Genomic DNA, 13,009 nt, shown 5'->3' with positions numbered 1-13,009 from the left:
ATGCATTGGACGATCTTTGGTGGCGAAGGCTTTGTCGGCAAGCGTCTTGTGGATATTCTACGTGCACAAGGTCGGGACGTTTTTGTTCCTGGCAGATACCACACCAGCAGAGATGTCCCCGAACGTGGGTACGGCCACGCCATCTGGGCGATAGGGCTAACCGCGGATTTTCGGACTCGTCCTTTCGACACTATAGATGCACATGTAGGTGCGTTGACACCAATCTTGCGCGAAAATGCATTTGAAAGCCTCCTTTACCTTTCGTCCACTCGGATTTATCAGCATGCTACAACTGCATGCGAGAACGCGGCCATTTCAGTAAATCCGAATGATCCATCGGACCTTTACAATCTTTCGAAGTTGGCCGGAGAGTCAGTCTGTCTGGCTGCGACTGAAAGCGTAAGAGTTGCTCGACTTTCGAACATCGTTGGTGCAAGAGAGGCTCAACGAGACACATTTATCGGTGCGTTGTGTCGCGAAGCGCATAACGGTCACATTCTGCTGCAATCAGCCTTGAATTCGGCAAAAGACTACCTGTGGATTGATGACGCTGCTGATGTTCTCGTTAAAATTGCTGAACGGGGAACGCAACGCGTTTACAATGTCGGGAGCGGTAGGCAACTTTCTCATGCCGAGTGGCTCGCGGGCATAACGGAAGCGACCGGGGCGACGGCAAGAGTGTTGGATGGTGCACCTGAAACGACGTTCCCGTCGATCGATGTGACGCGCGTCCAATCCGAATTTGCCTTCCGCGCCAGCGATCCGCTTGCTCGCACCAACGAAATCGTTATGTACTAACGCCTCTCTTCTAAGGAATTCGAATGGACCCGATCAGTCAGTTTCAAAACGAGCGCAGCGCCACGATTAAGAGTTATCACGATGATGCCGAGTTCAATCGGCTGTCACAGCAGTGGTTGCAAGAATCCATGGCCAAGCGTTACGTCTATAACTTTGATTGGCTTGGGCGCCCTATAATTCAGTATCCTCAGGACATGGCCGCTGTTCAGGAAGTAATTTGGGCGACCCGCCCTGATGTTGTCGTTGAAACCGGTATCGCGCACGGCGGCTCCTTGATCTTCTCCGCCTCGGTGCTTGCCATGCTTGACTACGCCGACGCGGTTGAGAGCGGCACCGTCCTCGATCCAATGCGGCCGAGTCGTCGCGTTGTTGGAGTGGATATCGATATAAGATCTCACAATCTTGATGCTATCAAGCGCCATCCGATGAGCTCGCGTATTACGATGATCCAGGGCTCTTCTACCGCCGACGAGACCGTGAATCAGGTCAGGGATGCCGTTGGAGATGCCAAGCGTGTCATGGTCTGCTTGGATTCCATGCACACGCATGACCATGTGCTGACTGAATTGGAATACTACGCACCAATGGTAACCCCCGGATGCTATTGCATTGTTTTCGATACTTTTGTTGAGGACATGCCGAAGGATTTTTTTGCTGATCGTCCTTGGAATGTGGGCGATAACCCCAAGACCGCAGTGCATGAGTGGCTCGCCGGGAACGCCAATTTTGAAATCGATCGAGATATGGCCAGCAAGTTGCAAGTTACCGTAGCCCCCGACGGTTTTCTGCGGCGTGTCAAGTAGGTGGGCGTAGGCGGTGCTTAACAAGCTCTCATCGGAAGCGCCATTGGTGAGCGTTGGAATCCCAACCTACAATCGTCCTGACTTACTAGAACTGGCGATAAAAAAGATACTAAGTCAAACGTGGTCGAACATTGAAGTTGTGATCTCTGATAACGCTTCATCAGATCCCCGGGTTGCAGAAGTGATAACGCGCTATACTGCCGTTGATGACAGAATCCGTGCCTTCAGGCAGCGGTCGAACATAGGGGCGCTCAAAAATTTTCTCTTTCTACTTGAGGAGGCCCGAGGCGAGTTCTTCATGTGGGCCGCCGATGATGATGATTGGGATGTCGATTTCATTGAGTTTGCAATAGCCAACATTGGATCTGCAGGACTGTTAATGGGAGACTTCAACACGGTATTTCATGCTCGAGACCAGGTCATTCATACCAAATTGCCTAAACTTGATCCTGAACGCCCTGTTCTGGAGAATTTGATAAGGTTCAATGCAAATATGCAGCCGACGTTGATATACGGCCTACATCGAACGAAAAGCTTGCGTGCATCCATTCCTGCTGGAAGTTTCTTTTTTTGGGACTGTGCCGTTGTTTACTCGATTATGCTGAACTATGGCATTAGAACGGTTGAGGGTTCTCGATATCGAGCGGGTGTGCACAGTTCGGAGTATGAAATCAAGCAGATTGATCCGAAGGTCAGGCAGCTGACTTATTGGCCTTTTCTATCGCAGTTGTTGAAGGACACTTTCAAGTGCCCTCGGCTATCAATGAGTGACAAGATTTTTGCTGCATTATCGGTAGTAAATCTCGTAAGGAAACTCAAAGCCCATCATACCAAACAGGCAAAATGACAGTATCGAGATAACAATGAAAAATAAGATCATACGGTTTTGCCAGCGTTTGCTCTCGAAGCATCACGGCCGGATATCATTCTCTCAATCCGGAGAGGATATGATTATCGATTTCATTTTTCGGGCGCTACAAATCTCAGCGCCGACATACCTGGATATCGGCGCCAACGATCCTCGGATGTTTAATAACACCTACTTCTTCTATCTGAGGGGTTGTAAGGGTGTGTCTATAGAGCCAGATCCAGATCTTTTCCGCGTTCTGGTCCGAGAGCGCGCGAGCGAGACGTTGTTGAACGTGGGCGTCGCCGCGACACCTTCTCCGAGTCTGCCCTTCTATGTTATGTCAACCCCCACACTCAATACGTTCTCCAAATCGGAAGCCCATCGTTATGCCGAAACCGGCATGCATCAGATAGTGCGTGTCGACACGATCGAAGTTCTCACAGTTGATCAGATTGTCACGGATCATTTTGGTGGCGCCTCACCGGACTTGCTCTCCGTGGATGTTGAAGGGCTGGATTTCGACATCATAAACTCAATCGATTTTAACAAAATCCGGCCAACAGTCATTTGTGTCGAGACCTTGACGTTTAGCGAATCGCGGGACGAGATAAAACTTGAAGACATACGTGACCTCATATTGGGAAATGGCTACAAGCTCTATGCTGATACATACATTAACTCGATATTTGTGGACGAACACAAATGGCTCAACCGGCAGTGATGAGCACAGTACTGTGAACGACTTGAAGGTTTGTTCGCGTGGACCGCAGTGGGCAGCCGGCTTTGGCCCGATAAGGAATTGGCATTGAGCTTCATTGAAACGATAATTGGCGAAGACAAGAATGTTACCGTCGGCACTCACAACGCCGCCGTGCGGGAAGCATGGATCGAGGAGGCGCTGCAGTCGGTGCCGGCGGGCGCTCGGCTTCTTGACGCCGGCGCTGGCGAATGCCAGTTTCGGCGCTTCTGCAGCCACCTGAATTATGTTTCTCAGGACTTGTCGCAGTACGATGGCTCCGGGAACGATGCAGGATTGCAGACAGGAACGTGGGACACGTCCGCGATCGATATCGTGTGCGATATTTGCGATGTCCCAGAGCCGGACGGCTCGTTTGATGCTATTCTCTGCACTGAAGTGTTAGAACATTTGCCCGATGCCACGCCCGCGCTCAAGGAATTTTCCCGTCTGTTGCGGCCGGGTGGGAAGCTTATCTTGACAGCACCATTTGGCAGCCTGACCCATTTCGCTCCGTATCACTTTTCCACGGGCTTCAACCGTTACTACTATTTGCATCATCTGGAGCGGTTAGGGTTCGTGGACATCGAGATCACGGAAAACGGTAACTTTTTCGAGTTTGTCGGACAGGAACTCAGACGTGTCGACCAATGCGCTCAACAGTATACGGGCACGTCGTTGACCAAGTTGCAGCGCTTTGCGCTGAAGATCCTGCTTTCAGCCTTGGAGAAGTTTTCAGCACGCGACAAAGGAAGCAAGGAGCTCCTCAGCTTTGGCCTTCATGTGACGGCAATTCGCGGAGGTAGGAGTGCCTGATGGAAAGCCCGCAGGAGTCTCCGCCGAAAGTTAGCATCATTCTGCCTGCTTACAATGGCCAGGCGTTACTGAACGACGCAATCCAGTCCGTGCTGTCGCAGACCATGGATGATTTCGAATTAATCGTCTTGGATGATGGGTCGACCGACAACACTTGGGAGCTTCTCCAATCGTTGTCCGAACCGCGGATACGCGCCTACCATCACGATAACATGGGGCTGCCGGCGACCTTGAATCGGGGGATTTCCCTTGCGCGAGGGGAGTATATTGCAAGGCTAGATCACGATGACCTAATGATGCCATTGAGGCTTCAGGCGCAAGTTCGCTATCTCGACGAGCATCCCAGTGTCGCTCTCTTAGGGACGGCGGCCCAGATCTATGTCGGAAATAGTCCAACGGAGCGTCATCATCGACACCCGACGTCGAACAAAGCTTTGAGGCTGTGCCTTCTCTTCGACAACCCCTTCGTGCACGCATCCATCATGTTCCGGCGTGAAGCAATCATGTCGATAGGCGGTTACTGCACCGAGACATCGCGACTCCCACCTGAAGACTATGAGCTTTGGTCTCGTATCGCGCGCGTCCATGAAGTGGCTAACCTAGAAGACGTTCTCACCGTCTACCGCGAGGTGCCGGGCAGTCTGTCGCGCATCGGAGAAAACCCCTTCTTGGAGAAGGTGCTGATGTTTTCGGCTGAGAACATTTACGCCATTGTTTCACCGACCTACTCTATGCAAGAGTGTAGGATATTGGCTGAGATCTACCACGGTGTTGAATCATCGACATCACGAATGAGCTATCGCCGAGCTATGCGCATCTTGAAACTCGCGGCTTCACGCGTTGCCGGCGGCGAGCAAGATGCCGAATTTGTAAAAACGCTGCAATCGATAAAACGGCTGTTTGAGTTCCGTTTTTCAAAGCGCTGGATACCGCAGAGACTAATTCCGTTGGCCCGAGCAATCCGTAGGCGTCTTTTCAAATGAAAATTCTATTCTGTGTGGAATTCTATTATCCGAGCATTGGCGGTGCGCAGGAAGTCGTGCGCCAAATAGCCGAACGCCTAGCTGCAAGTGGCCATGATGTCACAGTTGCTACCTCTTGGTTGCAGCACAGATCGAGCGACATCGTCAACGGCGTGAAAGTCGTTGGGTTCAAGGTCAGCGGCAATCAGGTGCGTGGATTGAAGGGCGAAGTAGACGTCTATCGCGAATTCATACGCAAAAGCGACATAGATGTCCTCTTCTTCTATGCTGCTCAGCAGTGGACGTTCGATGCAGCATGGGAAACATTTGGTGATGTGCGGGCGAAGAAGGTTTTTGTTCCTTGCGGCTACTCAGGCCTTTATAACAGCGCGTACGCCGAGTACTTCCAGCGACTTCCCGCAATTCTCAGGCAGCTGGACGCCGTCGTCTATCATGCGGAATCGTACCGGGACATTGACTTCGCGCGCGATCATGCTTTGACAAATTCGATTGTCATTCCAAACGGCGCGGCTGCCGAAGAGTTTTCGGTCGATATCGATCCAGAGTTCCGCTCCTCAATTGGGGCCCGCCAAGACACGCAGATTTTGCTGACCGTTGGCAGCGCCACCGGTCTAAAAGGTCATCTCGAACTCGCGCGTGCGTTTGCGCTAGCGGATTTCGGGGGGCGAGAAGCGTTGCTGATCATAAACGGCAATCAGCCACATAGCGGGGGTCATCGGCCACCTTACTGCCGACGATTTGTGGAGTTGGTCCGCACCTATGGGCCGGCTTATGCGTTCCGGCACTCCGTGAAAATGGCTTTGGTCGCGCTTGGATGGAGAGGCGGCAACGAGAACTCGATCGAAATGTGGGTGGCAAGCATCAATGATGGGCGCTACGGAAATAAACGGGTGCTTCGTCTGGACCTTCCTCGACCTGAGCTGGTACAAGCGTATCTGCAGTCCAACCTGTTTGTCTTTGCGTCAAACATCGAGTATTCGCCATTGGTGCTGTACGAAGCTTGTGCTGCTGGACTGCCTTTTCTGACGGTTCCGGTTGGAAACACAGCGGAAATCGTTGCTTGGACAGGTGGCGGAGAGATGTGCGATGCGCCGCGAGATACGGAAGGCTACACGCGCGCCGAGCCAAAAGTTTTAGCACGTGCGATCAAGAGGCTGCTCGAGGATCCCGCACTTCTTTCGCGCCTTGGGGCGAATGGAAAAGCGGCGAGTAAGGCGAGGTACAATTGGGCCAGTCTCACTAGGGAATACGAGAATTTGTTTCTCAGCTTAATTCAGGGCCGAACCCAGAAGTAGTACTTATTCTATGGAGTTTTTAATGAGTTCGGTCGTGGTTCCACTTATTGGCGGGTTGGGTAACCAAATGTTTCAGTATGCTGCAGCCAGAGCTGTCGCACTGAGAACAGGTTCTGATGTGAAGCTGGAGCTGTCTTGGTTTGGAACCGATCCAGATCGTCAATATGCACTGGAGCCTTTTGCTATTAGCGCAACGACAATGCGAAGTGCAAAGCAGGAAGCTCCGAAATATGATCTGTTGAGTAGAATCGTGAGGCGGCTTCCGATAGCACGTAAGCAGAACGGCCTGCCTGTTTTTAAAGAGGCTTCCTTCCGGTATGATGCAGATATCGAGCAGGCGCGTGCGCCCGTCTTTCTCGACGGCTATTTTCAAAGCGAGAAGTATTTCTCCAACTACCGCGAACAGATCGCCGCGGATTTCAAACTTCGTAATTCGCCCCTGCCGCAGACGACTGAGGTATTGAGTCGGATCTCTCAGACTGACGCTATCTGCTTGCATATTCGGCGCGGCGACTATGTTACCAACAAAGCCGCCAATGCGCATCACGGTACCTGCTCGCTGGACTATTATGCGGCGGGTTTGGGGCGCGTCACTGAGGGCTTGACGCGGCCGCACTGTTTCGTCTTTTCAGATGATCCCGTCTGGGCACGCGAAAATTTCGCACCCAAGATTCCGGTGACGTTTGTAGACATCCACGCAACGAACCAAGCTCACGAAGACCTCCGCCTGATGGCAGCGTGTCAACGCTACGTTATCGCAAACAGCTCGCTGAGTTGGTGGGGGGCATGGCTCGGATCACATGGAAACAAGAAGGTGGTGGCGCCTGCACAGTGGTTCCAGAAGAGGGATATCGATACCTCGGATCTGGTTCCGTCATCTTGGATCAGAATGTAAATGGCAGACTTCCGCGTACAGCTTCAGCGTTTCATCGACCACGATCGCTGTCGAAAACTCGCGCTCGATTCGCTCCCTTCCGCGCGTCCCCATCTTGACACGCAGTCCTTCATCTAGGATCAGTCGTTCAAGAGCATTAGCAAGATGGAAAGGCGAACGAACGGGCACCAACAGGCCGTTGTCCCCGTCTCGGACAGCCTCCCTGCAGCCCGGGGTGTCTGTTGTAACGCACGGTAGGCCCGCTGCCATAGCTTCCAGAAGTGATTTTGGCAGTCCTTCTCGATGAGATGGCAGACAGGCGATATGGCTTTGAGAAAGGAGCATAGGGATATCGCTGCGGTAGCCAAGAAACTCAGCCAAGCCCTCGCTTTTCCATTCCGCAAGCGTCTTGGCGTCGATGCATGCGGGATTACCAGGGTCGGCATCCCCCACAAAGATGAAGCGTCCGGCCACACCGCGTTGCTTCAATAACCGGATGGCATCAATCAGTTCGCCTACCCCTTTGTCCCATAGCAGCCGCGCCACGAAGATCGTTACTGGTGGCAAACGTCGGTCGTCGGCCAGCCAGTAATGGTTGGGCTCGACACCCGCGCCACGAATTAGAACTGCATCCTTCTTTCGCACGGCTCGCGCCGCGACGAAATCTGTGAGATCGTCGCTATTCTCGAAGACGACCCTGCTGTCGGCCGGGTTTAGAAAGAAGCGGAAACCGAGCCGTACGAGCGGCCTGACAAAGCGCGAAACGAGACTGTTGCCGGTGAAAATATACCCCATTCCGACAATGGCATTCACAATCGAGCCAGGTGGGGCGAATACCGATGCCAATCCGCCAATAAGAATTGGCTTTATCGCTACGTGGTGGGCGATATCCGGGCGCTCGCGTCGATAAATTTTCGCGACCGCCACCATTGCTCTCAGTGCCGCGAGCGGATTAAGGCTGCGCCTTTCGAGCTCAATTGGAATAGTCCGAATGCCGGCCGTTTCAACGATGTCTCTGTGGCGCTCGAACTTGCTGACGAGTACAACATCATACCCCGCGTCTTTTGCGGCAATGGCACGCTGCAGAAAATGCGAGCAAAAGAACCAGTCCACACTGACGAAAAACAATAGTTTAGGTGCACAACCAGTCATTCTTTGAGTCACTTCCGGTCCTTGTATCGGCGCGCTCCCGGAAGCCAGGAGGCAAATATTGCCTTGAAAAGCGAGATAGCTAAGCCCTGGCCGGTAAAGGCGCTTGGAGACAAGAAGAATTCGCGAAGCCAAAGCCCAGCGACTTCCGGATATCCTGCTCTCGATCCAATGGACTGTGTGCTATGTACCCGATACCTAAGCAGGGGTTCGGGAAGGTTCTGCATTTTGGCCCCGGCTCTCTTAGCGCGAAGCCACAGGTCCGTATCCTCAGACGCAAAACCTCCGAGGTAGCCGCGCATCTCGATTAGAAACTGTCTTCGGATCGCAACGGACGGGTGGCAGAAAACTGTCCTCCTTGGGAGGGCTTTCACAATTTCAGCGCCGTTAATCGGCAATTCCATCTTTCCCACCGTACAGCCATACTCATCGATGATCGAAACGAAAGAACCGATTATATCTGGTTGGCTCACAGCGATGGCGTGCCTCAGTTTCTGTATCCGCTGAGGGTCACATACGTCATCCGAATCCATCCGGACGACATAGTCGCTGGAGGCTCTATCGACTAACATATTAAGATTGAAAGACAATTGGCCGATTTCGCTTCTGAACAGTTGGGCTCGTGGGTCCTTGCCCACATGGTCCTGAAGTTGTTGCCACAGTTCATCAGAGCAAGCATTCGCCGCAATCAGAAATTCAAAGTCGCTGTCGTGTTGATCCAGTACACTATCTATTGCCTCCAATAGCCATGGGTGTGCTCGATGCACGCACATGATCACCGACAGCGTAGGAGTGGCGGCATCTATCGTCGATGGGGCACTCAGCAGGAAAATACTCCGGTTCTTGGTTTTCGGAAGTTCTTTGGGTATCTGCTTATTAAGCCCGAAAGGCACAAGCATTCAACCTGACTCGCCTAAATTTTCAGCGTCGGTCGCGTCTTCTTAGTGGGGTGTCAGCAAGCCGCAACGGTGGAGTGAAGAGACGGTGAAGTCTAAAGGGAGTTCTGCCGTTCCGGCACCGGTTCATCTTTAGGTTGCGGTCTGGCCTTTACTGGCTCTCCGAGGAACGGAGAAACGGTTATCCCCTAGACGTGAGCTCGTGTGTGGCGGCGTGACGATCACCCCATATATAGCTTCGACCCAAGAGGACTTGAGCCGCTAAGCCCAAGCCTTAGTCGTCTAGCGTGATAATGTTTGAGCTGATGCCTATTCTGACCAGCAGCGAAATCAATCATCCGTTGTGCCCTTCGTGGCCGAACGTCAGCTATCACATGGCCGGCGTGATCAACCGTGGGATAAACATGTCACAGTCCAATGTGATCAGACCTGTTACCGCCAAAATGCGTGAGTTTTACTTTGAGACTCAAGCAAATCGAGTGGTACCTATTACGATAACGGGTGGAGATTTTTTCTTTGAGTGCTTTATCGCAAGCTGCCTTTGCTGAGATTAAGGAAGGCGAAATTCTTGTAGAGCGTGTACTCGCGCGCGACGAGCTGCTCGATATAGCTAAGGGTCTTGCGATACTCCTCGTCGTGCTTGGTCATACAATCCAAGGCGCCTATCCGGAAAAATTCGACGACATCTTTGCCTTTAGGGTTGTCTACTCGTTCCACATGCCGCTCTTCGCGTTTCTCGCTGGCGCCGCTGCGGTCTTTTGGGTCGAGAAAATTGATATTGGCGGCTCAATCTACGACGCGGGTGCTGCTGCTTTGCGGAGGGTTCAACGGGCAGCAATGCTGCTGCTGCTCCCGTTTGTCTCGTGGACGATCCTGTTCTACCTTTCTGGGCGTGCTGAGGGACCCTTTGGCACGTATCTACTCGACGTGTTCCTGCACGCCGACCGATCTCTTTGGTTTCTGCCGTGCATATTCTGGTGCACCGTCTTCACCGCCGCCTATGTTGTCGTTTCGACAATAGCATGCACAGTGCTTCGAACGGTTGGTCTGGAGCGCATTATCCGGTTCCTAGCGCCGATCCCCGTGCAAATGCTCTTTGCGTTCCTCATCTGGAATGCGCTTAAAGTTAAAATGCATTCGGCTGGCGGGCTAGTCTTCGCGAACGACTTCCACGGCGGCCTGTTTCTCTTCTTTCTGCTAGGGGCAGCAGCCTATAGGGCGTTCACCGGGACAGCGAGCATTTGGCTACGAGCGATTCCCTATATCGTGTTTTTGGGGTTGATCTGGTTTTGGCATAGGACGTTGCCGGAAAATCTCATCTCCGATGCACCGTTATTCTTGGCGTCTCAGTTTGCCGCCAAGCACTACGCTTTCACAGTGGCGATGTCTGGCTCGCTGATGGCCGTCGATCTGGCCCGGGTCCTGCGGTCCATCGGCCAGCGCCATATAAATGAAGTCCTAGCTTACCTCGGTTCCGTATCATTGGCGGTTTACGCCATCCACTTCTATGCGTTGACCGTGTCGCCGCCGTTCGTCGCGCCACTTGCTATTAGTGTCGCTGCGTATTTCCTGCTTTCAAAAGTGCCTCTGGTGAGCACCGCTCTTTTCGGGAAATAGCTCTATCTCGGGTTGACAGGCGCTAAGAAGCCAATGCGTTCTGTTTTCTATGGTGCTGACTCCTGGCCATCCAATGAAGACACAAGCGCTGTACCGTTCATCAGAACCATTTCGCCAAGGACGCCGACAACTGCCGTTGCACACATGATTTTGCAGATCACGGCCGGTTGCCCTTGTTTGATCAGGGTCTTAGCATTCGCCTCAGGCAACACCGGAGACATCATCCGCGGGTTGGAGACCGGGCAGCTCAACCTCGGCTTCATCAGGCCGGTCGAGAATATCGGATCGCTGCGTTTCTTCTCGGTTGCCCATGAACGCTATCTTCTGGCGGTAGCCGCGAGCAATCCTCTGGCTTCCCTCAATGAGATTTCGATCGAGGACCTACGCGATCAGAGAATCATTGCTTTCAATCGGCGGAACCTCTCCGTCGCCGAGCGGCACTTCAATGAGAAGTTCGAGGAATACGATCTGACCAAGAACGTCGCCTATAGCTGTGATGACACCTATTCGCTGGTCTCTCTCGTCTCCGCCGGTCTTGGCATCGGCTTTGCACCGGAGTGGACGACCGACATCCCGAACCGCAGTTTCGTGCTCAAGAAGGTGAGGGGAATCGACTTTAAGATCGGGCTTGGCATTGCCTGGTCGAAAGAGGATCCGACGGCGTCGCGAGACGATATTGTCGAGATCGCCAAGTCGATGGTGCGGCGAGGATAATCAGTCGCGGCGGGCGTTGCTCCCGCCCGTCACCGCCATTTCGAGGCCAGCATCACCACGTCCTGCCCCGGCTTTTGTCCTGCCAGGCTCGCGCCGGCCGCAACGGCCTTGCCGTCCTGCTCTTCGTTCCGGCCCTACGGGTGCCAGCCGACGCTTCTAGCCTGGCTTTCGGACCGCCGTGGCAGGTCGCGATGGTCGCGACCCCGAACGGAGGCCGACATGACAAGAGAGCACAGCAACCACAGATCCGATATTTATAGCCGCATCACCGACAAGATCATCGCCGAACTCGACCGCGGCGTGCGTCCCTGGATCCAGCCATGGCACAGCGCCTCGCCATCAGCGACCGTCACCCGTCCACTTCGCCACAATGGCGAGCCTTATTCCGGCATCAACGTCCTTCTCCTCTGGTCCGAGGCAATCGCCCGAGGCTTCTCCTCCTCGACCTGGATGACCTATCGTCAGGCACTGGAACTGGGAGCCGCCGTCCGCAAGGGCGAGACCGGCACGACCGTCGTCTTCGCCAGTTCAATCATCCGCGCCGAGACAGTCGAAAAAGGCGATGACGTCGAACGCACCATTCCCTTCATCAAGGCCTACACCGTCTTCAACACCGACCAGATCAAGGGGCTCGACGGGCATCATCAGGCAAATGTCGATCTCTCCGATCCATTTGATCGCATCGGGAGGGCCGGGCGTTTCCTCGCCAATACCGGAGCGCTCATCCGCCATGGCGGTTCGTCCGCATACTATGCCGCCGCCAAGGACTACATCCAGATGCCGCTTCTCGACAGTTTCGTCGATGAGGTTAGCTATGTCGCCGTCCTCAGCCACGAAATGACGCACTGGACTTCGACACCCGCTCGTCTGGATCGCGATCTGTCCCGCTACGCCAAAGACCGCACGGAACGTGCCCGCGAAGAGCTCGTAGCCGAACTTGGCAGTGCATTCCTCTGCGCCGATCTCGGCATCACCCCGGAGCTTGAGCCGAGGCCCGATCATGCAAGTTACATCGACGGATGGCTGAACGTCCTTCGTGGCGACAAGCGCGCCATCTTTCAGGCCGCAGCCCATGCGCAGCGCGCGGTTGACTACCTGCATCACCTGCAGCCCCGCATCATCAATGGCGAAGGTGAAGACGTAGACGAAGGGGAGGCGGCGTGAGCCGGCTTCGCTACTTCGCCCAGACTAGGGGCTTATCAGCTGCGTCAACTCCGGCTAGAGCCACCCACCCAGTACGACCGCCCGATTTTAATGAGGGCAACACTCGTGTGACAGTCTCCACGGTCCGCCGCTTGGCCGCGTGTCTCACGATCCGGCTCCTCAATGTTACTTGGCAGCGCGCCAAGTTGCTCGCCGCAATGCAAACTGATCGCGGCAAACCCGTAACCTGATGTTTTGCTCCAATGAAAGAACACAAGGGATAAAACACCAGCGTTGGCGGCGTTTCCTTGGGTTCTGGTTGTGTTTTGACCGGC

Annotated in this window: 12 protein-coding genes and 2 pseudogenes; 11 read left to right on the top strand and 3 right to left on the bottom strand. The window is 53.8% G+C overall.

Annotation, left to right across the window (positions count from 1 at the left end):
- From ACCD05_RS15780 to ACCD05_RS15745, 8 genes are all read left to right on the top strand, one after another.
- Positions 1-798 carry an NAD-dependent epimerase/dehydratase family protein gene (locus ACCD05_RS15780; RefSeq protein ID WP_413393821.1) on the top strand — a complete coding sequence of 266 codons (798 nt, stop codon included), beginning with the start codon at positions 1-3 and terminating at the stop codon, positions 796-798.
- Positions 799-821: 23 nt separating this feature from the next.
- The gene (locus tag ACCD05_RS15775) at positions 822-1,601 is read left to right on the top strand and encodes a cephalosporin hydroxylase family protein (RefSeq protein WP_413393819.1); all 780 of its coding nucleotides are present in this window, start codon (positions 822-824) and stop codon (positions 1,599-1,601) included.
- Between the two features lie 13 nt (positions 1,602-1,614).
- Positions 1,615-2,448: a glycosyltransferase family 2 protein gene (locus tag ACCD05_RS15770; protein WP_413393817.1), complete on the top strand. Its 834-nt coding sequence runs from the start codon at positions 1,615-1,617 to the stop codon at positions 2,446-2,448.
- A 100-nt stretch (positions 2,449-2,548) separates the two neighbouring features.
- Entirely contained in the window at positions 2,549-3,172 is a 624-nt protein-coding gene (locus tag ACCD05_RS15765; RefSeq protein WP_413393815.1) for an FkbM family methyltransferase, read from the top strand.
- Between the two features lie 84 nt (positions 3,173-3,256).
- Positions 3,257-4,003 carry a methyltransferase domain-containing protein gene (locus ACCD05_RS15760; protein WP_413393813.1) on the top strand — a complete coding sequence of 249 codons (747 nt, stop codon included), beginning with the start codon at positions 3,257-3,259 and terminating at the stop codon, positions 4,001-4,003.
- Complete coding sequence (locus ACCD05_RS15755; protein ID WP_413393812.1) at positions 4,003-4,986, top strand: glycosyltransferase family 2 protein; 984 nt, start codon at positions 4,003-4,005, stop codon at positions 4,984-4,986. Before ACCD05_RS15760 ends, ACCD05_RS15755 begins: the two co-directional genes overlap by 1 nt.
- Positions 4,983-6,281 carry a glycosyltransferase family 4 protein gene (locus ACCD05_RS15750; RefSeq protein WP_413393810.1) on the top strand — a complete coding sequence of 433 codons (1,299 nt, stop codon included), beginning with the start codon at positions 4,983-4,985 and terminating at the stop codon, positions 6,279-6,281. Before ACCD05_RS15755 ends, ACCD05_RS15750 begins: the two co-directional genes overlap by 4 nt.
- A gap of 22 nt (positions 6,282-6,303) precedes the next feature.
- Positions 6,304-7,176, top strand: a complete 873-nt coding sequence (locus ACCD05_RS15745; RefSeq protein WP_413393808.1) for an alpha-1,2-fucosyltransferase — start codon at positions 6,304-6,306, stop codon at positions 7,174-7,176.
- Here the strand turns inward: ACCD05_RS15745 and ACCD05_RS15740 are convergent.
- A complete protein-coding gene (locus ACCD05_RS15740; RefSeq protein ID WP_413393806.1) occupies positions 7,156-8,307 on the bottom strand; it encodes a glycosyltransferase family 4 protein in 1,152 nt (383 codons plus the stop codon). The two genes, ACCD05_RS15745 and ACCD05_RS15740, sit on opposite strands and share 21 nt — an antisense overlap.
- A gap of 8 nt (positions 8,308-8,315) precedes the next feature.
- A complete protein-coding gene (locus tag ACCD05_RS15735; protein ID WP_413393804.1) occupies positions 8,316-9,203 on the bottom strand; it encodes a glycosyltransferase family 2 protein in 888 nt (295 codons plus the stop codon).
- A 498-nt stretch (positions 9,204-9,701) separates the two neighbouring features.
- Between ACCD05_RS15735 and ACCD05_RS15730 the strand changes: the two genes are divergently transcribed.
- The 3 genes and pseudogenes from ACCD05_RS15730 to ACCD05_RS15720 all read left to right on the top strand — a co-directional run bounded on the left by ACCD05_RS15730 (position 9,702) and on the right by ACCD05_RS15720 (position 12,695).
- Complete coding sequence (locus tag ACCD05_RS15730; RefSeq protein WP_413393802.1) at positions 9,702-10,817, top strand: acyltransferase family protein; 1,116 nt, start codon at positions 9,702-9,704, stop codon at positions 10,815-10,817.
- 198 nt (positions 10,818-11,015) lie between these two features.
- Positions 11,016-11,531, top strand: a pseudogene (locus ACCD05_RS15725) (LysR family substrate-binding domain-containing protein); the annotation flags it as partial.
- A gap of 219 nt (positions 11,532-11,750) precedes the next feature.
- The gene (locus ACCD05_RS15720) at positions 11,751-12,695 is read left to right on the top strand and encodes an ArdC family protein (RefSeq protein ID WP_413393800.1); all 945 of its coding nucleotides are present in this window, start codon (positions 11,751-11,753) and stop codon (positions 12,693-12,695) included.
- A gap of 44 nt (positions 12,696-12,739) precedes the next feature.
- On the opposite strand, the pseudogene ACCD05_RS15715 reads toward ACCD05_RS15720, so the two are convergent.
- Positions 12,740-13,009 (bottom strand): annotated as a pseudogene (locus ACCD05_RS15715) (hypothetical protein); the annotation flags it as partial.

Origin of the sequence: Rhizobium sp. Rhizsp42 (genome assembly GCF_047304155.1) — a bacterium.
Classification (GTDB): Bacteria; Pseudomonadota; Alphaproteobacteria; order Rhizobiales; family Rhizobiaceae; genus Rhizobium.
The sequence above is the reverse complement of the archived record's forward strand: the minus strand, read 5'-3'. Positions and strand labels throughout refer to the sequence as shown.